Genomic DNA, 23400 nt, shown 5'->3' with positions numbered 1-23400 from the left:
ATCGGTATAATCGTGTAAAGAAGCTCTAATGACGTAGTAGTAGTTTCTTAAAGTATATGTATATTTAGATTCTCAAATTATACTTTTAACGATAATTTATAAAAAGTGATTAAATGAAATATCATATTGCTGATGAACGATGGGGTATTTGGGGGAGTGAGGGTTATGAAAAATACTTGCTGAACTTTGCATTTGAAGCAAAATTCCATCCCTCTGTTCCTGATAAAATTGTAGAAAACTATAAAGTAATAGAGTATCTCATGGCATTTGCCTACTATTATTATCCTTTATATGATGAAGCTATCGAAAAGTCAGTGGTTTTACTGGAAAGGTGTGTTAAAACTAGATGTAAACAGTTATCAATTTCGCTATCACATTCTGTATCTTTAAAAAATGGCGCGCAAAAAGATAAGTCAAAGGAGTATAATCGTCTAATTAACGATTGTACAGCGGCTGAGCCAAAGAAAATGATTCAATGTGAACTACACAATTTAAGAGGTGTTAGAAATTTTTTAATACATAAAGAAAATTATTCATACACTGGCCCGATTGGGATGCCTATTCTTTTGCGATTTATAAATGTTGTTAACATATTGTTTCTGCCAGAACAGTCTGTAGTATTAATGAAAAAGGAGGTTGAAAAACTTCAGAAAAAACTTAAAGAATATGCTAATTGTGGTTTGGTTCTAAATCGTCAAAACAAAAGAATATTGCTTGAAAAAATATCAATTGAAGAAGCTATACTGTTAGCAGGTGGCTGGAAATATTCATTAATATGTAGCCCAATTTTCTTGGATATTGAAGAAAAAATAAAAAATCACAACTATTCTAAGCAAATAGAACTGGAAATAAGTGGATTATCTATAGACGATAATTCTATTACATGTCTTGATTGTGATACTGGTGAACAAATTGAGGTTTCAAAAACCAATCACCCAAAAAATATTTCAATGCTGGCAGACTTTGAGATAGCAAAAAAAAATTGTTAGCTAGATGACTTATCAATTTATCAAACCTTTATCGAGCATGAAGTTGCTAAAAACAGAGCACATTTTTTATATAGGAACTTACATTTAAGCAAATTTTAATATAAATTTTTTTTAATCACCTCCTATACAAGAATTTACTAAAATCCCTCACTCCCCCAGAAACAACTTACCGAAAATGCGTTTTTCGCGGGCGTTTAAGTCGCGGAGGTAAATCAAGTTCTCGCGACCGCTTACTATAATAACCTCTTTGGTTTTTAATAAAAACGGGTATTTGTGGAAAATAGCCACCAACCGGTTTTGATAAAACACCAGTTTGAGACGTTGCGCAGGGTTTTTATAATTAATTCCCACCACTTCGTTTAGCTGAAACGCAGCGAAACCGCTATCGGCCAAAGGACTGAAAAAACCGAAACTATCCAAGCGGGGGGCTAAATCAACAAAAGAAATATTGCTGAGGGCTGAATCTACCATTTTGGCAAACACCCTTTCGGGCACCCAATTAGAATCAATTTCAGAGATGCGGATATACCCAACCAACTCAAACACCACTTTAGTATCGGTGTAGTAATAGCCTGCGGGCAATTTTAGTTTACCCGAAGCAAACCCTGTAAGTTGATTATCAGTAGTAAATAACTGTGTTTTTTGGGGGAGCGTGAGCGTGTATTCGTCGTAGCCTGCTTTGGCAGCTTGCACTACGGCAATAATTTTTACCCAGCCTTTGTTTTGCTCGCCCACATAAATGGTAGTGCCTTTGTACAGTTGGGCAATAGTTTGCTTGCCCGGCTCTTCGTAAATTTCGGCAAGAGTATTTAACCGTTCAGCTTGGGCAAAAAAAGTGGCAAAAAGAAATAATAAAACTGCTGAAACCTTTTTCAATAACGTATTGATTCCCTTTGGTGTATCACAAAGTTAGGGAATCGCAAGGGATTATTTACTGTTTCTTGCCTGTTGCCAGTATTTACGTCCCACAATCAGCATCCCGAAAGATTCTCCTTTGTGTTTATCTAAATGACTGTGGTGGGCGCGGTGGGCACGGCGTATGGCTCTAAAATATATCCAATTGCTGTTTTTAAACCACTTAAAACGTTGGTGTATGTACACATCATGCACCAAAAAATAAGCAAGTCCGTACAATATGATACCAATGCCCACAAACAGTTTCCAGTCGTTGCCGTGCATCATACCAAACATGGTGAATAACCAACCGGGTATGGCAAAAATCAAGAAGAAAACATCGTTGCGCTCAAAGAAACCTTTGCGTCCGTTGTGGTGGTCGTAATGAAAATACCACATCAACCCGTGCATCACATATTTATGGGTAAACCACGCCATAAACTCCATCACCAAAAAAGTAGCAATAACTACAGCAATGTTAAACGCAGTGTGCATTATTGTGCTTTCTTCTCAATAAGTTTAATTAAATCAGCGTCGAACGGTTTGGTTTTAGACCCAAAATGAGCCATCAGCTTACCGTTTTCGTCCAACAAAAACTTGTTAAAATTCCACGCTACGCTGTAATCATCCACACCGTTGTATTGTTTCTTAGTTAGCCATTGGTAAACAGGATGTTGGTTGTCGCCTTTTACTTCAATCTTTTCTGTTAACGGAAAAGAAACACCGTAATTCTTTTGGCAAAACGTGGCTATCTCTTCAGGTGCGCCCGGCTCTTGGCCGCCAAATTGGTTGCAGGGGAATCCTACAATTACCAACGTATCTTTATATCGCTCTGATAATTTTTGCAAATCTTCGTATTGGTAAGTATAACCGCATTCGCTGGCTACGTTTACGCACAAAACTTTTTTGCCTTTGTAATCGGCAAAGTTTATTTGTCCTTTTCCGTCAAGCGTTTTCAAACTCAACTCGTGAAAGGTTTTTGGTACATCACTGTTTGCTGGTGCTGCAGGTGCTTTATCTTTCTTTGGCAACACAAAAGCCAAGGCCACTAAGGCCACAGCACCCAATATAATTACGTATGTTATCACTTTTTTCATGGTTTCTTCGGTTCAAAATCAATAAACAAAGCTATGGCGTTTTGGTTCATAGCAAAACATTCATTATCATAAAAAAAACAAGCTGTATTGCGTAAAGTGGCACAGCCACAGGGTTTTGCAGTTTTAATTTTATACTGCTAAAACCAAAAGCCAGCAAAGTGCCAAATACACCCCATGCTATGTAGTTTTGTATAGGAATGTGCAACGTATGCCACTGCCAATAATCATAGCGAACGGCCACAGGCTCTATCAGTATGTCCATCAGCACCATAAAAATTCCTGCCAACACACATTTAAGCCAGTTTAACTTGGTAATCATTTCGGCTAATAATAAGCTGCTGTATAGCAGTATAAACCAGTTAACGCCAATAATCAGCGGAATACCGTCAAACTTTTTTCCCAAAGTAGCCCCGTAGTGGTAGCTGCCGAATATTTTTCCTGTTTCAACGCCTACCCACTCAATAGCCCAGCCTGCAAACATTACCAAAATTGCTCCCAACACAAACTTTCCTTTCCACGGTTGGTGAAATGCCAGCAGTACCCCTAAACACAACAGCAAATGGTAGGGCACTAATTGCATAAACATTGGCTTTAGCGAAGGGATATTGAAGCCCACTAACCCTACCAAATGAAATATAATCAGTACAATAATTCCCCAACGGGCGTTTTTACTCTTTTTTGCCATGCTAACAACGATGAACAACGCAAATATGGGGTTTGTTTGGGTGAATTTGATACCCCCACACCCACATTTCAGATTCTCACTCCAACAAAATAGCCAAACGCTTGTTTTATGCTTAAATTTGAACTGCTTTGAAAGACCCCGAAAAAGATAAACCCTTGTACGAAGGCGAAGCATCGTTTGCTCCTTATCCGCTTACGGTAAGCTCGCCGCCCATAAAAACCGAAGACAAACGGCTGATAAAAGCCACTGCCTACGAATCGATGCAGCAACACGCCAACCAGCAAATATTGTTGCTTCGCAAACAAGCCGAGTTGATTTTGGAGCAGGTAAGAAAAATTGAAGAACGGGTCGAAATTTCGAGAAGAATATATGAAGCCGACCTTCGCTTTACCCCCGAAGTAGGACAGCAGTATCACTTATACCGAAAAAACGGAAAAGACGTTATTACTATGATTGCTCCCGACGAATGGGGTAAAAAAATGCCCTATGATGAGTATATTGCAAGTATGATACTTCTGGCCGATAAAAGCTGGGAGATAACGAATAAAAATAATGACGCCCAACTATAGCCTTCCACGTTTTATAGGAATAATTGCACTTATAGGATTGTTTATCAGTGCAAAGGCACAGCCCATTAACTTTATGATATTGGGCAAACAAGGCAATGGTAAGAAATACACTTTTTACGAAGGGCAGGAAATCACCTACAAGCTAAAAACCGACGTTGGCTACTTTACCGATAAAATTCTAAAACTAAAAGACTCGGCCATTGAGTTTGCCACTTACACAGTAGCCTACGCCGATATTGAAAAAGTGCGCATCGATAAAAAAAGGTACCTTATACCCAACAAAGCCGTTTGGGTGTACGGCGGTAATATACTGGCCGCTTCAGCCGTGTTAGAACTGGCCTACCTTATCAATACAGGCAGCGGTATTTATAACTTAGGCACCCAAATGCTGTATTTAGCAGCTCCAGTACCCTTAGTACTCTTGGCAAACTGGGTATATGGCAAATTTGTAAAAACCGAATACACACTTTCTGCCGACGAATATCAACTGCGTCCCGTAATTTTGCGGAAAGATTGATACTGTGAGAGGATACAACCCCGCCGATACCATTGCAGCCCTTGCCACACCCAGCGGTGTAGGAGCCATAGGCATTATACGACTTAGCGGCAGCAACACCTTTGCCATACTTGATAAAATATTTACCGTTAAAAACTTGGCTGAAAAGCCCAGCCATACCCTGCATTTTGGCAAGATAAAAGACGGCGATACCGTGCTTGATGAAGTACTGGTTTCCATCTTTAAAACCCCCAACTCATACACAGGCGAAGACGTTGCCGAAATAAGCTGTCACGGGTCGCAATACATACTGCAAAAAGTACTGGAACTATTGGTGCACAACGGTGCAAGGCTTGCCCAACCGGGCGAATACACCCTGCGTGCTTTCCTCAACAAAAAACTTGATTTATCACAAGCCGAGGCCGTTGCCGATATTATAAATGCCGATAGCGAAGCCGCCCTTAAAACCGCCATGAACCAAATGCGTGGCGGCTACTCTGAAAAGATACGAATGCTTAGGGAGCGATTGGTAAACTTTGCCTCGCTGATAGAATTAGAGTTAGATTTTGCCGAAGAAGACGTTGAGTTTGCCAACCGCGACCAACTGAAAGCCCTTGTGTACGAAATATTGGGAGTGGTAAACAACCTGCAACAATCCTTCAAACTGGGTAATGTGATAAAAAACGGCATACCTACCGTAATAGCAGGCAAACCCAATGCAGGCAAAAGCACCCTGCTAAACGCCCTGCTAAACGAAGAACGAGCCATAGTGAGCGATATAGCAGGCACCACCCGCGATACCATAGAGGAGGCCATGCAGCTAAACGGCATAGTGTTTAGGTTTATTGATACCGCAGGCATACGCACCCACAGCGATAGCGAGATAGAAACCATTGGTATTGGCCGCACGCACGAGAAAATAAAAACCGCCGCCCTTGTTATCTACCTGTTTGATGTAAACACCACCACACCCCAAACCCTTGCCGCCGAGTTGGAGGTACTGAACGATTTTACAGGCAAACTGCTGCTGGTGGGAAACAAAGCCGAAGGCCACAACCCCCAACAACTGCAACAACAATATGCCCACTTGGGCGATGTGGTAGTAATATCATCTAAAGAAAAAAATATTGCCCCATTGTTGGCCGCCCTTGAAACTTTTGCCAACACCCATACCCACACTGCCGACCAAACCATTATTACCAACCTGCGCCACTACGAAGCCCTGCAACACACCGCCACCGCTCTTGAAGCCGTTGTAAACGGATTGGATAGCGGCATAACCGGCGAGCTGCTGGCCTTTGATATTCGCCGCTCGCTACACCATTTAGGTGAAATAGTGGGTGACATTACTACTGACGACCTGCTGGCCAATATTTTCAGCAAGTTTTGTATTGGAAAGTGATTGAATGCCCTATTAACGATGTCTGCCTAAAGAATATTTGACACGAAAACTCGCGTAATCACAACAAAAAGATTGGTTTTGTTTACTTTTGAATTAGTAAAGATGAAATGACTGAGTATGTCAAATATATAAATGAGGTTTTAAGACCTAAAATTACCGAAAGAGAAATAGTTCTTGATTTGTTTGCAGGTTGTGGAGGATTGTCCCTTGGATTTGAGGCAGCTGGTTATAAGACTATCGGGTTTGAAATGGATAATGCCTCTTGTAATACATATAATAAAAATTTAGCGGGGGAATGTTTTAATGTAAAACTTGATCTTGATTTTGATTATCCCCAAGCTGATATCATTATTGGAGGTCCACCATGTCAACCTTTTAGTGTTGGTGGGTATCAAAAAGGCATAAAAGATGCAAGAGATGGATTTCCAATTTTTATTGATGCTGTAAAAAAGCTGCACCCCAAGGTTTTTATGTTTGAAAATGTTAGGGGACTTCTTTATGGTAACAAATGGTATTTTGATTTGATATTAATCGAACTAAGAAAACTGGGGTATATAATTGATTATAAGCTTTTAAATGCGGTAAACTATGGAGTGCCTCAAAATAGAGAGCGACTTTTTGTATTTGGACACAGGGCAAAATTCAATTTTCCGCAGACACATAATAGGAAAGTAACTGTTGGGGAAGCTATCGGCGATACAATGTTCAACGCTCCAAGTGATAGTAAGTTTCTAACTCCCTCTATGGATGCTTATGTTGCAAAATATGAAAAAGCCTCTCACTGTATTAACCCTAGAGATTTATACTTTGAAAAACCAGCAAGGACTTTGACTTGCAGAAATCTTGCAGGAGCAACAGGCGATATGCAACGCGTGAGATTAAAAGATGGTAGACGAAGAAGGTTGCTTCATAATGAAGCTGCTCGGTTACAGAGTTTTCCTGATTGGTTTGAGTTTATTGGTAATGAAACACAAAGATTTAATCAGATTGGTAACGCAGTTCCCCCGCTACTCGCTTATCAGTTAGCAACCTCACTAAAAGAATGCTTTAAAACAGACCAACTTTATTCCCCTCTTGAAATTATAGAAAATAATATGCAACCCAATCAAGTTTTATCTCTATTCTAAAAAATGAAGAATTACATCAGCAAGAGTAATAAATCAGAAGCTGTTCAGAAAATTATTAACGAAGCTCTCGAAATTTTAGAAAGTGTAGGTATTCCTTTTGACAAAAAATCTGAAAGAGCATTAGAGAAAATGGCACTAAGTTTTTTAGCTGTTTCTGGTGTTACTGATGATTGGGTTACAATAAAAAACATTGATGATACTATCCATCTTAAAACAAGAGAGATTATTCAAATCATTAATAAAAACTTTGAAGAGAATATTTCTCCTGGTTCTTATGATGATATCAGACGGAAAGATCTTAAATTATTAGTGCTTGCAGACCTTGTTGTAAATAGTGGGGCTAATAAAGGTTCAGCAACAAATGACCCAACAAGAGGGTATGCTTTACATCCTGATTTCAAAACGTTATTACTAAGTTACAAAACAACTCAATGGGAAATTGAATTAAGGAAATTTAATGAAGCAAAGCCTGCATTGTCTGAAACTCTTGCTCGTAAAAGGGACTTAGAGAAAATTCCTGTAAGCCTTCCTAATGGGAAAAGTATAGAGCTTTCATTAGGAGAGCATAATATTCTACAAAAAGCTCTAATTGAGGAGTTTTTATCCCGCTTTGGTAGTAATTGTGAGGTACTCTACATCGGTGATACATCAAACAAAAGTCTCCATATCGAAGTGGAGGAATTGAAAAAGCTGAATTTCTTTGAGTTATCACATGATGAATTACCTGATATAATTGCGTACAGTAAGAAAAATAATTGGCTTTATTTAATTGAAGCAGTATACAGCTCTGGCCCTATGAGTGAGACTAGAGTGCTAGAATTGAAGAAAATGCTAAAAGATTGCAATGCTGAATTAATTTTTGTTACTGGCTTTCTTACTCGGGCTGATTTTAGAAAATGGATGCTTGATATAGCTTGGGAAACAGAAGTTTGGATTGCTGATAATCCAGACCACTTAGTACATTTTAACGGACACAAATTTTTGGGTGCGTATTAGTAATTTATGATAACCATATTGCCTGTTTTCAGAACCATCATCGTCCATCCCTTAATGCCAATTGCCTAACCGCAACAAACCATCCGTTCTCAAATAATAGAGCATGGATGAAAATAAAACTATCAAAACAAGCATCACCCAAAAAGACATTCAAAACGAGGCCGTAAAACTGGCCAATACTCCTACCGACGGTACTTTCGGACTGTTTGCCGTGCACACCGCCAACGGCTGGATTGATGCTGTAAAAAACAAACCCCAGCCCCGTATGCTCTTTAGCGAGTTTTGGCACGAAGGCGAGCTGTGCATACTGTTTGCCGATACCAACCTTGGCAAAAGCATACTGGCCGTGCAAATGGGCGACAGCATTAGTCGCGGGCAGCCCATACCCGGCTTTGCGCTGCAAACCCCGCCGCAAAAGGTGCTGTACTTTGATTTTGAACTATCGGGAAAGCAGTTTGAAATACGTTATATGCACCCTACCGAAGGCCACTACCAATTCAGTCACCGTTTTCACCGTGCTGAGATTGACCCCGATGCTGATTTGCCCGTTGGTTTCACCGATTACGAAACATTTTTGTACCAATCTTTCGAGCAGGCCATATTGCACACAGGTTCGCAAATAATAATTATTGATAATATAACGTATTTGAAAAACGAAACCGAAAAGGCCAAAGATGCCCTACCGCTTATGAAGCTGATGAAAGCCCTCAAAACAAAGCACAACCTATCTATACTGGCCTTAGCCCACACCCCCAAGCGCGATTTGGCCAAGCCCATTACCCGAAACGATTTGCAGGGCAGCAAAATGCTGATAAATTTTTGCGATAGTGCCTTTGCTATTGGCGAGAGTACACAAAGCTCCCAACTGCGCTACCTTAAACAGATAAAGCAACGCAATACCGCCCAACTATACGGGGCTGAAAACGTATGCGTATGCCGCATTGATAAACCCCTTAATTTTTTGCAGTTTGAGTTTTTAAACTACAGTTATGAGACTGAGCATTTGCACACCCACGAAGAAGCCGGCAGGGAGCAACTTATTGATGAAGTGAAACAGCTTAGCAAGTGCGGCCATAGCCAAAGGCAAATAGCATCGCAGTTGGGTTTATCGCTGGGGGTGGTAAACAAATACATCAACCTGTAAAAGCGCTCACAAGCACTTACACTGCTGAACGTGAACATTGTGAACACATGAACGGGTAATGTAAAAACAATTACTACGCTTCCATATTGAGTGAGTTGGGAACGTCATTCCCTCGAAGGAGGGATTCTGTGCGCAAGACTAATTTTAAGAATGTCCACCTCACAGATTCCCATTTTAAATGGGAATGACTGGCCGCCGCACACCATTTTATTTCAATTGTGTTTAATATAACCTATTTACACATTACCAATAAGATTCTTCCCTACAGTTAGAATGACAATACGTTGCATTAAAAAGAAAAAAGTCCCAAAACTGTGGCCATCAGTTTTAAGACTTTTCCCGATAAAAGTATGGCATTACGCCAGCCGGAAGAGGACGAAGTAAGGGAACAGCAGTTTAATCAGTTCCCAACCCTTTTTGAAGGTTGAAGCTCCAAGCTTCAATACACCTTCGACTTTATAGGTAACGACCATTTATAGACTATACTTTGTTAATAGACTTTTGTCAAGTTTAAGCTGACCGTTTTTGCAACAATCGTCATTAAAGAATCATAAGTTATTGTTTATCAGGAAGAAATAATTTTGGCAAATCGAGAACAAAAGCATCCTCAATCAAACAAAAGATATACGCATTAATTACGTCGCGTTTAATGATACAATAACAACCGGTTAAAATAAACAGTACTATTTTGTTCACGCCGTTCACATTCAGTGGTGTATATCACCGTGAACACCTATCACCCAACTATCAAATAAAATGCACCGCTATCAATTGCAACCCTATAAAGGCGCGCACAGTCGCCACCAATGCCCTGCCTGCGGCAAGCCCCGCCAGTTTACTTTGTATGTAGAGATTGAAACGGGTGAACCCCTTGCGCACCACGTTGGAAAATGCAACCGCTTAGATAAATGCGGCCACCACTACACCCCCAAACAATACTTTGCTGATAACGGCAGCCTGCCACCGCCTAACCGTTTTAGCCATAAGCCTAAAACACAATCCAAAACTACAAGCTACATTGCCCCCTGTATTGCTGCAAACAGCCTTAAAAGCTACCAAAGCAACCACTTTGCAACTTACCTGAACAACTTGTTTGGGGTTGAAATAACCAACACGCTACTAAAAACATATCCCGTAGGAACCTCAAAACATTGGCCGGGTGCAACCGTATTTTGGCAGGTAGATGCACAGGGAAATGTACACACAGGTAAAATAATGCTGTACAACCCCGCAACGGGTAAACGTGTAAAAGAACCACACAACTACATTACGTGGGTGCATAGTGTGATTAAACAACCTGATTTCAACTTAAAACAATGTTTGTTTGGTGAGCATTTGATAAGCTCTTATCCTGACAAACCAATAGCCATTGTTGAGAGCGAAAAAACCGCTATTATAGCAAGTGTGTTTATGCCTACGTTCAACTGGCTGGCAACAGGTGGGGCACAAAACATGCACAATGAAATGTTTGCTCCCCTAAAGGGTAAAAGGATTGTACTGTTTCCGGATGTGAACCAATATCACAAGTGGAAACAAAAAGCCACAGGCATACTCATACCGCGCACTCAAATTTCGGTTTCCGACTATTTAGAAAAAAGGGCTACCCCCGCTATGCGGGAACAGGGTGCAGACCTTGCCGATGTGCTAATTAAACCCGACCCCGTTGCAGGATGGGCACTCACTGATAATGATTATCCTGTGATGTGGGGGTGAAGAAAAACTACCTCTTGCTGTATTTTTTGGTTTAATTTGGAGCGAAAACCTACCCTCATAGTTCCATACAACTTTGTAACCGTAGGGAATAAGCTAAAACACAAAGCATACAGTGAAGAACGATAAGATAAAATTAACCCAACTAGAAAATTTCTTAATGAAAGCCGCTGATATTTTACGCGGCAAAATGGATGCATCAGAATACAAAGAATTTATTTTTGGCATGTTGTTTCTCAAACGTATGTCGGATGTGTTTGACCAAAAACGAGAACAAATACGCAAAAAAGATTATTCTCATTTAGATGAAGCTACCCTAAACGAAGTATTAGAAGACAAAGTTACTTATGGCAGTACTTTTTTTGTGCCCCTAAGGGCGCGATGGCATCAAGGTTTTGTTGATGAAAACGGAACCGAACACCCTCCTATAAAACACCTGCAAAATGATATCGGGCAAATGCTTAATAAAGCACTGGATGCTATTGAAGAAGCAAACCCTGAAACACTTACAGGTATTTTTAAAGGTAGGGTAAACTTTAATAAAGATGTTGACGGCAAGGCTATTGTGAAAAACAAGGACTTGAAGGATATGATTGACCACTTTAACGAGTTTCCGGCACTTATAAATGAAAACTTTGAATTTCCCGATTTATTGGGTGCAGCCTATGAATACTTGTTGAAACATTTTGCGGATGAAAGCGGAAAAAAAGGAGGACAGTTTTACACCCCCTATCAGGTGGTTAGGTTGTTGGTACAATTAATTAAACCCGAAGAAAGAATGACAATTTACGACCCCACAGCGGGTTCGGGGGGTATGTTAATACAATCGTATCAATATGTTGAAGAGCAAGGACAAAACGCAGAGAACATACAGCTTTTTGGGCAAGAGCTAGACCCCACCGTTGTTGCCATTTGCAAAATGAATATTATCCTGCACAATATAACTAAATATAGTATTGAGTTTGGTGATACTTTAACAGAGCCATTGCACGAGCAAAACGGACAAATAATGCAGTTTGACAGGGTAATAGCCAACCCGCCGTTTTCGCAAAACTATAACCGCAGCGAAATGAAATACCTTGCTCGCTTCCCGTATGGTTTTGCTCCTGAAACAAGCAAAAAAAGCGATTTAATGTTTGTGCAGCACATGCTGGCCAGTTGCAAAAAAACAGGTAAAGTAGTAGTGGTAATGCCCCACGGCGTGCTGTTTAGAGGGGGTAAAGAAAAAGAAATACGCCAAGGCATGCTAAATGCCGATGTAATAGAGGGCATTATAAGCCTACCCCCGCAGTTGTTTTATGGTACAGGCATACCCGCCTGCATAATGGTGTTAAACAAAAACAAACCCGATGAGCTAAAAAACAAAGTATTTTTTATAAATGCCGATAAAGAATATGCCGAAGGCAAAAAGCAAAACAACCTGCGACCCGAGGATATTGAAAAGATAGATTATGTATTTACCCACAAAATAGAAGAGGCTAAGTACTCAAAACTGGTAGATTTAGCAACCATAGCCGACTTTGATTACACACTAAACATAAGACGGTATGTAGATAACACTCCTGAGCCTGAACCCGAAGATGTGAAGGCACACCTTATAGGTGGCATACCCATTACTGAAGTTAACACTATACAAAATACGCAGGCCAAAAAATTTGGCTACAACGCACACCTATTATTTAAAGATAAAAACGAAGGTTACAAAGAGTTTGCTATAACCGAAAAAGCACAGATAAAAGCCCATATAGATAACGATAAAAATGTTATTGATACGCTAACCCACTTGGGCTTGCACCTGGCAGATTGGTGGCAACTGGCCAAAGAAGATTTTTCTAAACTGGCTGGGCAAAAAGAGAAAGTTAAAGAAAACCAAGTATCAGACAGTATTGCAGCATACGTTACCGCAGGCGGTGATAAACTGCCAAAAGTGCGAAAAGAACTGCTGGAAACTATTAAAGAAAAGTTTGAAGCCGTAGGGGTATTGGATAAGTACCAAATAGCAGGGGTATTTGTAAACTGGTGGGACAATATAAAATACGACCTTAAAACCATAATGCAAAACGGATGGGAACCCAGTCTTATACCCGATAACTATTTGATTGAAGAGTTTTTTACCAAAGAGCAAACCGAGATTGAAGCCTTAGAAAACCAACAAGCTGAAAAAGAAACCCTGTTGGATGAAACTGTGGAAGAAACCGCCAACCTGTTGGAACTGGAAGCCGAAGAAGACGAAACCATTACCACCGCCAAAGTAAAAGAAGAGCTGAAAAAGCAAATAGCCTACTACCTAAAAGAGAAACTAACCCCAAAAGAAGCTCTGCCCTACCAAGAAGCAGAGAAAAAAATAACTGCTACCGAAAAAGCCATAAAGGATATAAAAGCCACCCTTAAGCAAAAACAGGCCGAACTGCAACTAAAACTAATACTAAAACGCTACGGTACCGAAGATGAAAAAGAAGAAAGCAAAAAACTGCTGCAAACTGCCAATACTGAACTTGACAAACTGGATGCCCAAATAGCCGGACTGATAACACACTTTAAAACAGATTTAAAAACAACTGCCAGTTTTGAACAAATAAAGGCAAGTACCACAGCCCTTGAAAAAGAGTTGAAAATAAACACCGAAAACACAGCCGAAACCCTGTTTAAACTGGCACAGGTACTACACGCCCAAAAAGAATTTAAAGAAATAAGCAAAGCCTACACCGCACGCCTAAAAGACAAAGAACTGCTGCAAAAACACATGCAAAAACTAGATGCTTTGTTGGAGGAAATAGGCGGTATAATTACCGATGATGATGCAAAAAAACTGATACTTAAAAAACACTTTGATATAATAAACAACCAACTGCAACGCTACCTAAGTACTGAAACACGGGCACTAATTGCCGCTTGCGAAAACCTGTACGATAAATACTTTGTTTCTGCGCAAAGTATAGAGGCACAACGCAACGAAACCATGAAAGAACTAAACGATTTTCTTACCCAATTAAATTATTTGAATTAATGGAAGAAAACAAAGTGAATATTCCTTATGGGTGGAATAAGAAACAGTTTATTGAACTTGTTTTGAAAATGCGTTCAGGAGGCACTCCAAAAAGCGATAATCCATTTTATTATGATGGGAACATTCCGTTTGCTTCTATCGAAGATTTAACTAATACCAATAAATACGTATCACAAACAATTAAACAAATAACCATAGAAGGTCTTAACAGTTCGTCCGCATGGTTAGTTCCTGAATATTCAATATTGTATTCAATATATGCTACACTTGGAGTTCCAAGAATAAATTTAATAGAATTAGCAACTAACCAAGCAATACTTAATATTATTCCCAATGAAAAGAAGATTACTCTTGAGTTTTTATACTATTTATTGCTTGAAAAAAGGAATACAATTATTGCTCATTCTGCCCACACAACTCAGAGTAATTTAAACGCAAAAATTGTAAAAGAGTTAGAATTCACCATCCCGAAATCCACAACTGAGCAACAAGCCATTGCCGCTATTCTTAGCAAGGTGGATGAAGCCATAACCCAAACCCAAGCCCTTATAGCCAAATACAACCGCGTAAAAACAGGCCTGATGCAAGACCTGCTTACCAAAGGTATAGACGAAAACGGTAACATACGCAGCGAAGAAACGCACGAATTTAAAGACAGTCCGCTGGGCAGGATTCCGAAGGAATGGGAGTGTTTTCCTCTTAAAAGTTGTATTGAGTTGTATAACAATTTGAGAAAACCAATTTCTGCCATTGAAAGGGAGAAAATAATTGGTACATATCCTTATTATGGAGCAACAGGTATAATAGATAAAATAAACACATTCAGGGTTGAAGGTACATTTGTATTAATTGGCGAAGACGGAGACCATTTTTTAAAATGGAAAAATCACGCACAAACTATTCTTGCATCGGGAAGATTCAATGTAAGTAATCATGCACATATCTTAAAAGGGACTCATAAGTGTATCACAAAATGGATTCATTATTTTTTTTTACATCGGGATATAATTTTCCACCTAACTCGCCAAGGTGCCGGTAGATTTAAATTAAATAAAGAAAGTCTTTTAAATTTACCTATTTTAGTACCTAAAGGTATATTAGAACAAGAATTAATTATTAAAAAAATTGAACAAATAATTTTTTTAATAAATACACAAAATACTCATTCGATTAAACTCCAATCCCTTAAAACAGGCTTAATGCAAGATTTATTAAGCGGTAAAGTAAGGGTAAATATATAAATTGTATTAAAAAAATCAACTGCATGAAACACAATCCTCGCTATCAATTAAAACATCTGTCTGTGCGTGTGCCTTGGCACGATAACGCATGGAACGGCACCATTTGCAGCAACCCAAAAGCCAATGGTGCTTGCCTTATTTTAAAAAACTGTGCCCTAAATCGTAACGATGAACAAGAGCAGGAATTAGCCGGCAGTTCTTTTAAAGATTTAAACGAAGCTCAGCTCCCCCCATGCTGGGGTGAGCGGGCTACCTTTATGGCACCCTTCCCATTCTATAAAACATTATCTCACCCGTATATAGAAAGCTCGCCCGGCACACACGGGCATTTGAAGCCAACACAAGTTCAGTTCCCGGCATTTTCTGCCGCAGCAGTACCCTATCACTGGATGCTGAAAGAAAATGCAAAAGACAAAACCGAACTCTTTTCACTAAACTTTGACGAAGCCCGTGAGCCGCATCTTGATTGGGCAAAAAACGGCAACGATAGTTGGGTGCAAGAAATAAACAATCAAAAGGCATTGCTAAACTGCTTTTTTGAACACCTGAAAGAAGAAACCTCTTTGGTGTTTTTTTATGCAAAGCAAGTTCCCTTTGTTGAAGAATCGGGGCGGGTAATTGCCGGCGTTGGTAAAATTAATAAGATTATTCCTTCAGAAGCCTACGATGGCAGTAACAACCGTTTTGGGGCAGCCTACTGGGAACATATGGTAATGCACACCATTCGCCAAGATGGTAAAAATGGGTTCCTGCTGCCTTATCACGATGCCATAACATATCAAGAAACGCACCCTGATTTTGATATTGCTGAATTGGCCGTTATAGTTCCAAACGACAAACGTTTTGAGTTTTCGTATGCAGCAGAACACGTAAGTAACGATAGCGCCATCAGGGTATTGTTAGAGTGTGTTAAATCATTAGAAAAGGCAGAAGAATTAGGTATTGGTACAAACCATCAAGCCAGTATTCAATGGATTCATGATGAAATTGCCCAATTAGAAAAATTACGTGGCGCATATCCGGGTATGGGTTCGGCCTTGTGCGCCTTTGGCGTTGAAAAAGGCCATTTTGTAGCCGCCGAAATTATTAACCGGCTAAAAAGCGATAATGAAAATCCTTGGCATCTTTTTGAACAGGCCATAGAAAATCACCAAGGAATTTTATCCGATGATATAGCAGCATTAATTCCTTTCTCCTCAAGAAAATCCTATCAACGCTTAAAAGAGAAGGCTAACCCTACCCGTATTAACATTTTGCATCTACTCAGCCGTTTCGATTTAAGTATTGACCAAGCTAAATTTCTTTTTGTAACAGAGGAAAGAGAACGTATTGGTATTAACCGCAGGGATGAAGAATATTTACAAAATCCCTACCTCATTTATGAAGATTTACGTTTCACTACCACACCTGTTGCATTAAGTACCATAGACCTTGGGTTGTATTTAAAACATGTGCCCGATACCTTGTTGCCTGACCAATTAGTACTTAATGACCCATTTGATAATAACCGTGTTCGTGCCTTAACTATTTGGCAATTAGAAATTGCTGCATTACAAGGGCACACTCTTTTACCTCGCAAACAACTTATTACCCAAATACGCAACCTTGCCATAATTCCTTCTTGTAATATTAATAGTGACTATTTTGATTTGGCCGAAGATTACTTTACCAATGGGGTTGCGTTAGAAGAGATGAAAGATGGCGAGCGGGCTTATCAACTCTCACGTTTTGCTAACACTCGCCAAATTATTAGCCAAAAGGTTGATGAACGGGTTAATGCAAAAAGGCTCGAACTACAGGCAGATTGGAAAGGTTTGCTTGCTAATGAACTTAAAAAACATACCGAAGGAACTCCTGATAGCCTTGAAATAAGTGCCCGTGACGAAAAAGTCGCTGTATTAAAAGAAATTGCAGAAAGCAGGTTTTCAGTTTTAATTGGCCCGGCCGGTACAGGTAAAACCACTTTACTTACCATCTTAGCAGGTCAAAAAGAGGTAGAAAACAATGGAGTGTTACTACTTGCTCCCACCGGAAAAGCACGGGTACGTATGGAAGAAGTTGCAAAAAACATACGGGTAACTGCCAAAACCATCGCCCAGTTTCTTGCCGGTTATGGCCGGTATATTGGTGAAACACAACAATATGTTTTCTCTAGCAACTTTTGCGAAGGCCAATATGAAACAGTTATCTTAGATGAAGCATCCATGCTTACTGAAGAAATGCTGGCAACCACCCTTGATTGTTTAAAAGGAGTAAAACGTTTTATTTTAGTAGGAGACCATCGCCAATTGCCGCCCATAGGGGCTGGTCGTCCATTTCTAGACATCATCCACCACCTTAAACCCGATGGAATTGAAACAACCTTCCCAAGAGTTGGGAAAGGTTATACGGAGCTCACGATTAATAGAAGGCAATCAAACTCAAAAGGCGAAGATTTACAACTGGCAGAATGGTTTAGCGGTGAAACACTTGAACCGGGGGCGGATAACGTCATTAATCATATCATAACAACACCAAATTCAACACGTTTACGCATAGAGCATTGGAAAAACGAAGCTGAATTTGAGCAATTGTTTAAAAAAGTGCTGGTTGATGAGCTTAAAATGGAATCTATAGAAGATGTTGATACCTTTAACAAATCACTGGGAGCTAATGACTATGGGTTTTTTAATTTTAGAGAAGCAGTTGAGAAAGTTGAATCTTGGCAAATATTATCCCCTATTAGAGAAAAAGAGTTTGGTGTAAGAGCGATTAATAGGAAAATTCATAAGCTATTTAGAAAAGACAATCTTGATTTCGCAAAAATTAGAAATGGAAAAACACCTGCACCTATTGGACTGGAGCAAATTGTTTATGGTGATAAAGTTATTAATCTAATTAACTCACGTAGAAAAGAAGTTTATCCCGAAGGTTCAATGAACTATATAGCCAATGGTGAAATAGGGATGGTAATAGGTCAATTCAAGCAAGCTTATCATACTTTCACAGGCCGTCCACAAAACACTGAAATCGAATTTACATCTCAAAAAGGGTTTAAATACACCTTCAAATCTTGGGAGTTTTCCGAAGAAGGTAATGTGCCATTAGAGTTAGCTTACGCACTTACCGTGCATAAAGCACAGGGTAGTGAGTTTGGAAAAGTTTTTATAGTAGTTCCTAATCCTTGTTTTTTGCTTTCACGCGAGATGCTTTATACAGCTCTAACCCGTCAAAAAGAAAAGGTAATTTTGCTAATTCAGGGCGATGTTTTTGATATTAAAGGCTTGGCTTCACCATTAAAATCAGACGCGCTTAAAAGAATGACCAATCTTTTTATAAAACCTGAATTGGTAGAAGTAGAAGGCGAATACTTAGAGAAAAACTTAATTCACCAAGCAAGTGATGGGAAAATGCTTAGGTCAAAAAGTGAATTATTAATATACCAACGGCTTATTGATAAAAATCTATCTCCGCTATATGAAAAGAAACTCACAATAAAAGAAGTAGAAAGACTACCTGATTTTACAATTGAAAACGACAACACAGGTGAAGTATTTTACTGGGAGCATTGCGGCATGCTTCACAACACCGAGTACCAACAACGATGGAATGAGAAATACAATTGGTATATTGAAAATAAAATTCTTCCTTTTCAAGATGGTGGTGGCACAAATGGTACTCTTATCATAACAGAGGATAAACCAAGTAAACTAGAAGATGGAAGTATAAGGGGGGCTATTTCAATAAAGGAAATAGACGAGATTATTAATAAGGTGTTTAAAGCATGATACTAAGCAACGATGACAAATATAACGGCAATTTAGGCAACAGCCTAAAGCTTGATGAATACAACTTTGTTGAAAAACCATTTTTAGAGCAACTTATCAGCCTTGGTTGGAATGCAGGACACAACCAAGTAATTGAGCTTAAAAACCAGCAAACTCCGCAACAAAGTTTTCGTACATCGTTTGCACAAGTAGTATTGCTCCCCAAACTGCAAACAGCTTTAAAAACTATAAACCCCTTCCTAACCGATGGACAGATAGAAGAGGTGATACGCAAAATAACCACCTTTCCTAAAAACAGCCTGATAGAAAACAATCAACAGGTATTACACTACCTGCTAGAAAATACAACCGTATCACGTAACGAGCAAACAGGCGAGCCAAGCCCTACCGTACGCTTTATTGATTTTGAAAACCCTCAAAACAACATATTTACTGCCATATCTCAATTTAAAGTAAAAGTAACCGGTACAGACCACCACATCTTACCCGATATTGTTTTGTTTATAAACGGTTTGCCCGTGGTAGTCGTAGAGGCAAAATCATCAAAAGTAAAAGAACCAATCCCCGAGGCGATAGACCAACTGTTGCGTTATTCAGAAGAAAGGGGGTATAATGGCGAGGGGAATAAAGAACTGTTTTTTTATAATCAGTTTATAATAACCACATGCCGTACTGAGGCCAAATTTGGAACAATTACTACAAACATTGAAAAACATTTTTATAGATGGACAGACCCCTACCCCAAATCTCTTAATGATTTAGAACATGGCAAATCATCACCTAACGACCAACAAAGGCTGGTTGCAGGTATGCTTGATTTACGCAACTTATTAGATATAATACAAGTATTTACCGTTTTTCAGATAAACGATAAAGGACAAAAAATAAAAGTAGTAGGCCGTTACCAACAATTTAGAGCAGTAAAAATTGCCACCAAACGTTTACTAGAAGGCAAAAACCCATTAGAACGTGGGGGTATTATATGGCACACCCAAGGTTCGGGCAAATCACTAACCATGATGTTTTTAGTACGCGAAATGCGATTGAAACCCAAACTGCAATCGTGGAAAATAGTATTTGTTACAGATAGAACACAACTGGAAGAACAACTTACTGATACAGGCCAAAGCATAGGGTTTACTATTAAAGTAGCCCACTTTATAAACAAAAAAAATGTACCCGATGGTAAAAGCCTTAAAGAGTTGCTTAGCAATGATAACTCTGATTTAGTAATGGCTATGATACATAAGTTTCAGGAAAACGGGGACGATTTAGAAGGCTTGCAACTATTTCCTGAACTAAATAATAATAGCAATATACTAATAATGACAGACGAAGCTCACCGGTCACAATATTCATTATTAGCAGCCAACTTAGATAAAGCCCTGCCCAATGCAACCTCAATAGGTTTTACAGGTACACCAACAGGCAAAACCGAAAAAAAATACAAAGATTATATAGACAAATACACCATGCGCCAAGCCATTGATGATGGCGTAACACTAGAAATTATATACCAAGGCTTTACCCACAATGCCGAAATTCCTGATAAAAAAGGCATGGATAAAAAGTTTGAAGACGTTTTTAGTGAGTATGAGTTGATAGAGCGACTTCAGATATTGGGCTTTGGCAGCCGCGATGCTTATTTAGAAGCCGCTGAAACCATAAAAGAAAAAGCCAACAGCATGGTAAACCATTATGTAGAACAAATATTTACAGGTGGTTTTAAAGCACAAATTGTAGCCAATAGCCGTGAAGCAGCAGTTAGATATAAAAGTGCCATTGAAGACGCTTTAAAAGAAAAAATTTCCTCCCTTGAGGCAAACAACCCCTTGATGGTAGATATAAGTTTATTAAAAGAATTAGAAACCGCCGTAATAATTTCAGGCAGCCATAACGATGCCCCACACATAAAACAATATACTAATAGCGGCTATCACAAAAAAAGCATCAAACGTTTCAAACTTCCCTTTAGCCAAGCAGATGATGAAGATGCAACAATTATTGGCAACGTAGGTATTATTATAGTAAACAATATGCTGCTAACAGGTTTTGATGCACCCATAGAACAGGTAATGTATCTTGATAGGGTTATTATAGAACATAATTTATTACAAACCATAGCAAGAGTAAACCGTATTGGTTCTGAAGGAAAAAATAAAGGTTTCATTGTTGATTTTGTGGGCATAGGCCACCACTTAAAAAGGGCACTTGATACCTATGCCGAAAAAGAAATACAAGAAATTATTGACTGTATTTCTAATGATGAAACTGAGCTAAACGAACTTATACAAGCACATAAGGATATTTGGGAATTTCTAAAAAAACAAGGCTTAGAAGACCTTGCGGATGCTGATGCTTTTTTTGATGTATTTTATGATGAAGATATTCGCTTTGAATACATAAAGCTATATAGAAAACTAACGACCTGTTTCAACAATGTAATACCTCGCAAAGAAGCATTAGACTTTTTTAACGACTGGAAAGCCTTTACAGAAATTAACGAATTAGCAAACAAACATTTTAGAGATAAACGCTTTAGCATGAAAGGCATACCTCCTAAGCTAAGAAGTATTGCTGATGAATATTTAAAATCGAAAGGAATAGAACAAACAGTTGCCCCCATATCAATAATAGCTGATGATTTTCAGAAAGGGGTAAATACCAAGAAAAGAGAAAAAACAAAAGCTGCAGAGGTTGAACATGCAATTCGCCACTATATTGACATAAATATAGACGAAGACCCTGAATTATTTGCTTCGTTTTCCGAAGCTTTAGAAAAAATACTAGAAAACTTTAAGGGCAACTGGAAAGCCATTTATGAAGAATTAGAAAAACTGCGCGAAAAAATAAAGAATAGGGAAAAAGAAGAAACGTTTGGACTTGACCGCAAAAAGCAAATGCCATTCTTTCGGATTTTTAAAGCCGAATTATTTGATAACCGTACCCTTACCGAAGAAGAAATTGCACTTACAGTAAACCTAACCCAGCACATTGTTAATTTAGTTGTAACCGAAATTAAGCTAACAGGTTTTTGGGATAGTCCTCCAGCACAATTGAAGCTAAAAGAATTTTTACAAAAGTGCATTTTATCTCCTGATTTTAAGGCAATTCCTAACATCATCACAAAAAGACACGAATTAATATCAAGAATAATGGAATTGGCAAAAACCAACCACTTTAAAATCATTGACTAATGCAATTTGACTATGAAATAAAATACAGTAAAAGAAAAACGCTAAACATAACTGTAGAGCGTGATAGGAAAATTATTGTACGCGCACCCATTAATACTTCACAACAAAAAATAGAATCTATTATCCAATCAAAAAGCCAGTGGATAAAAGAAAAAATTAGTCACACACAAAAATATCCTCTAGACTATAAACCCAAGGAGTTTATTTCAGGCGAAACCCTTTTATACTTAGGAAAAAACTATCAACTATTAGTAGTTGAAGAAGAGATAAATGATATAGTGTTTAATCACCGTTTTCTTATATCAAAAACCAATCAATCAAAAGCAAACGAGTTGTTCAAGAAATGGTATCTACATAAAGCTCAGAAAAAAATAGAACCATTAGCAAAAAACTATGCAAAAAACCTAGGAGTAAAATATAATGAGTTTAAAACATCTGAAATGAAATACCGCTGGGGGTCATGTACCCCTAAAAACAATATCATTTTTAATTGGCGTATTATAAAAGCTCCTATGTATGTACTTGAATATCTTGTCGTCCATGAATTAGTTCACCTATTGGAAAATAACCATACTCCAAGGTTTTGGAATATACTTTCGATACAAGTCCCCAATTATTTAAAAGCAAAAAAATGGCTTAAAGAAAACGGACACCAACTAGAAGTGGACTTTTAAAAGACATCTTTCTGACTAATATTATTTTGGGGAAAGAAACAACATTCTACGCCTTATATGAAAACAGTCCTCAATGAGAGAGAGCCTTACTTAACTTATACAACCCTCCAAATAATACTTCTTTTAGCCTTTTCCTTTGTTGCTTGTAGCCTTATCTTATTCATTACAAACCAATACCTGAGAGAGAGCCTACATACTACCCCCAATATAAAAACACTCCCCCGCATAAAAAAATACCCCCCCGGTGCTTTTTTTCCAAGCGTTGAAAAGGTTACTCATTACACCTTTGAACTTGAATGCTAAGTGAGAGATACTGAACTGAACTTGTATAACTATGGGAAAAGCCTTGTAAGCTAAATGAAGGCTTTGTGTGTAATATTTTATACGATAGAGACAATAGGTTAA

The 23400-nt window shown here is 38.7% G+C and carries 17 protein-coding genes; 13 read left to right on the top strand and 4 right to left on the bottom strand.

Annotation, left to right across the window (positions count from 1 at the left end):
* The first annotated feature begins 113 nt into the window (after positions 1-113).
* Positions 114-989, top strand: a complete 876-nt coding sequence (locus F9K23_03830) for a hypothetical protein (GenBank protein ID KAB2918284.1) — start codon at positions 114-116, stop codon at positions 987-989.
* Positions 990-1136: 147 nt separating this feature from the next.
* On the opposite strand, the gene F9K23_03825 is transcribed toward F9K23_03830, so the two are convergent.
* From F9K23_03825 to F9K23_03810, 4 genes are read right to left on the bottom strand one after another with little or no spacing between them, the layout of a single operon-like run.
* A complete protein-coding gene (locus F9K23_03825) occupies positions 1137-1865 on the bottom strand; it encodes a hypothetical protein (GenBank protein ID KAB2918283.1) in 729 nt (242 codons plus the stop codon).
* Between the two features lie 51 nt (positions 1866-1916).
* Positions 1917-2378: a carotene hydroxylase gene (locus F9K23_03820; protein ID KAB2918282.1), complete on the bottom strand. Its 462-nt coding sequence runs from the start codon at positions 2376-2378 to the stop codon at positions 1917-1919.
* Positions 2378-2980, bottom strand: coding sequence for a glutathione peroxidase (locus F9K23_03815; protein ID KAB2918281.1), 603 nt, complete (start codon positions 2978-2980; stop codon positions 2378-2380). Before F9K23_03815 ends, F9K23_03820 begins: the two co-directional genes overlap by 1 nt.
* 46 nt (positions 2981-3026) lie before the next feature.
* Positions 3027-3839: a carotenoid biosynthesis protein gene (locus tag F9K23_03810; GenBank protein KAB2918280.1), complete on the bottom strand. Its 813-nt coding sequence runs from the start codon at positions 3837-3839 to the stop codon at positions 3027-3029.
* On the opposite strand from F9K23_03810, the gene F9K23_03805 reads away from it, so the two are divergent.
* From F9K23_03805 to F9K23_03750, 12 genes are all read left to right on the top strand, one after another.
* Positions 3794-4234 (top strand): DUF2452 domain-containing protein, encoded by a 441-nt coding sequence (locus F9K23_03805; protein KAB2918279.1) that lies wholly within the window; start codon positions 3794-3796, stop codon positions 4232-4234. The two genes, F9K23_03810 and F9K23_03805, sit on opposite strands and share 46 nt — an antisense overlap.
* A complete protein-coding gene (locus tag F9K23_03800; protein ID KAB2918278.1) occupies positions 4218-4751 on the top strand; it encodes a hypothetical protein in 534 nt (177 codons plus the stop codon). Before F9K23_03805 ends, F9K23_03800 begins: the two co-directional genes overlap by 17 nt.
* Complete coding sequence (gene mnmE / locus F9K23_03795) at positions 4747-6132, top strand: tRNA uridine-5-carboxymethylaminomethyl(34) synthesis GTPase MnmE (protein ID KAB2918277.1); 1386 nt, start codon at positions 4747-4749, stop codon at positions 6130-6132. The genes F9K23_03800 and mnmE overlap by 5 nt, the downstream gene beginning before the upstream one ends.
* Positions 6133-6239: 107 nt before the next feature.
* Positions 6240-7259: a DNA cytosine methyltransferase gene (locus F9K23_03790; protein KAB2918276.1), complete on the top strand. Its 1020-nt coding sequence runs from the start codon at positions 6240-6242 to the stop codon at positions 7257-7259.
* Positions 7260-7262: 3 nt separating this feature from the next.
* The gene (locus F9K23_03785; protein ID KAB2918275.1) at positions 7263-8255 is read left to right on the top strand and encodes a restriction endonuclease; all 993 of its coding nucleotides are present in this window, start codon (positions 7263-7265) and stop codon (positions 8253-8255) included.
* A gap of 103 nt (positions 8256-8358) precedes the next feature.
* A complete protein-coding gene (locus F9K23_03780) occupies positions 8359-9399 on the top strand; it encodes an AAA family ATPase (protein KAB2918274.1) in 1041 nt (346 codons plus the stop codon).
* Between the two features lie 756 nt (positions 9400-10155).
* Positions 10156-11112: a hypothetical protein gene (locus F9K23_03775; protein KAB2918273.1), complete on the top strand. Its 957-nt coding sequence runs from the start codon at positions 10156-10158 to the stop codon at positions 11110-11112.
* 112 nt (positions 11113-11224) lie between these two features.
* The gene (locus F9K23_03770) at positions 11225-14116 is read left to right on the top strand and encodes a type I restriction-modification system subunit M (GenBank protein KAB2918272.1); all 2892 of its coding nucleotides are present in this window, start codon (positions 11225-11227) and stop codon (positions 14114-14116) included.
* A complete protein-coding gene (locus F9K23_03765; protein ID KAB2918271.1) occupies positions 14116-15357 on the top strand; it encodes a restriction endonuclease subunit S in 1242 nt (413 codons plus the stop codon). Before F9K23_03770 ends, F9K23_03765 begins: the two co-directional genes overlap by 1 nt.
* A 23-nt stretch (positions 15358-15380) precedes the next feature.
* Positions 15381-19124: an AAA family ATPase gene (locus F9K23_03760; protein KAB2918270.1), complete on the top strand. Its 3744-nt coding sequence runs from the start codon at positions 15381-15383 to the stop codon at positions 19122-19124.
* Positions 19121-22321: a type I restriction endonuclease subunit R gene (locus F9K23_03755; protein KAB2918269.1), complete on the top strand. Its 3201-nt coding sequence runs from the start codon at positions 19121-19123 to the stop codon at positions 22319-22321. The genes F9K23_03760 and F9K23_03755 overlap by 4 nt, the downstream gene beginning before the upstream one ends.
* Positions 22321-22995 (top strand): M48 family metallopeptidase, encoded by a 675-nt coding sequence (locus tag F9K23_03750; GenBank protein KAB2918268.1) that lies wholly within the window; start codon positions 22321-22323, stop codon positions 22993-22995. The genes F9K23_03755 and F9K23_03750 overlap by 1 nt, the downstream gene beginning before the upstream one ends.
* Positions 22996-23400 lie beyond the last annotated feature (405 nt).

Source organism: Bacteroidota bacterium (genome assembly GCA_008933805.1).
In the GTDB taxonomy this organism is placed as follows: Bacteria; Bacteroidota; Bacteroidia; order UBA8524; family UBA8524; genus SB11.
The sequence above is the reverse complement of the archived record's forward strand: the minus strand, read 5'-3'. Positions and strand labels throughout refer to the sequence as shown.

What these genes read in the sequence shown, in the direction of transcription:
- F9K23_03810 (KAB2918280.1), bottom strand. Translation starts at nt 3,839, where the DNA reads ATGCTTCGCCTTCGTACAAGGGTTTATCTTTTTCGGGGTCTTTCAAAG.
- F9K23_03790 (KAB2918276.1), top strand. Translation starts at nt 6,240, where the DNA reads ATGACTGAGTATGTCAAATATATAAATGAGGTTTTAAGACCTAAAATT.
- F9K23_03755 (KAB2918269.1), top strand. Translation starts at nt 19,121, where the DNA reads ATGATACTAAGCAACGATGACAAATATAACGGCAATTTAGGCAACAGC.
- F9K23_03785 (KAB2918275.1), top strand. Translation starts at nt 7,263, where the DNA reads ATGAAGAATTACATCAGCAAGAGTAATAAATCAGAAGCTGTTCAGAAA.
- F9K23_03815 (KAB2918281.1), bottom strand. Translation starts at nt 2,980, where the DNA reads ATGAAAAAAGTGATAACATACGTAATTATATTGGGTGCTGTGGCCTTA.
- F9K23_03775 (KAB2918273.1), top strand. Translation starts at nt 10,156, where the DNA reads ATGCACCGCTATCAATTGCAACCCTATAAAGGCGCGCACAGTCGCCAC.
- F9K23_03800 (KAB2918278.1), top strand. Translation starts at nt 4,218, where the DNA reads ATGACGCCCAACTATAGCCTTCCACGTTTTATAGGAATAATTGCACTT.
- F9K23_03830 (KAB2918284.1), top strand. Translation starts at nt 114, where the DNA reads ATGAAATATCATATTGCTGATGAACGATGGGGTATTTGGGGGAGTGAG.
- F9K23_03760 (KAB2918270.1), top strand. Translation starts at nt 15,381, where the DNA reads ATGAAACACAATCCTCGCTATCAATTAAAACATCTGTCTGTGCGTGTG.
- F9K23_03780 (KAB2918274.1), top strand. Translation starts at nt 8,359, where the DNA reads ATGGATGAAAATAAAACTATCAAAACAAGCATCACCCAAAAAGACATT.
- F9K23_03820 (KAB2918282.1), bottom strand. Translation starts at nt 2,378, where the DNA reads ATGCACACTGCGTTTAACATTGCTGTAGTTATTGCTACTTTTTTGGTG.
- F9K23_03750 (KAB2918268.1), top strand. Translation starts at nt 22,321, where the DNA reads ATGCAATTTGACTATGAAATAAAATACAGTAAAAGAAAAACGCTAAAC.
- F9K23_03765 (KAB2918271.1), top strand. Translation starts at nt 14,116, where the DNA reads ATGGAAGAAAACAAAGTGAATATTCCTTATGGGTGGAATAAGAAACAG.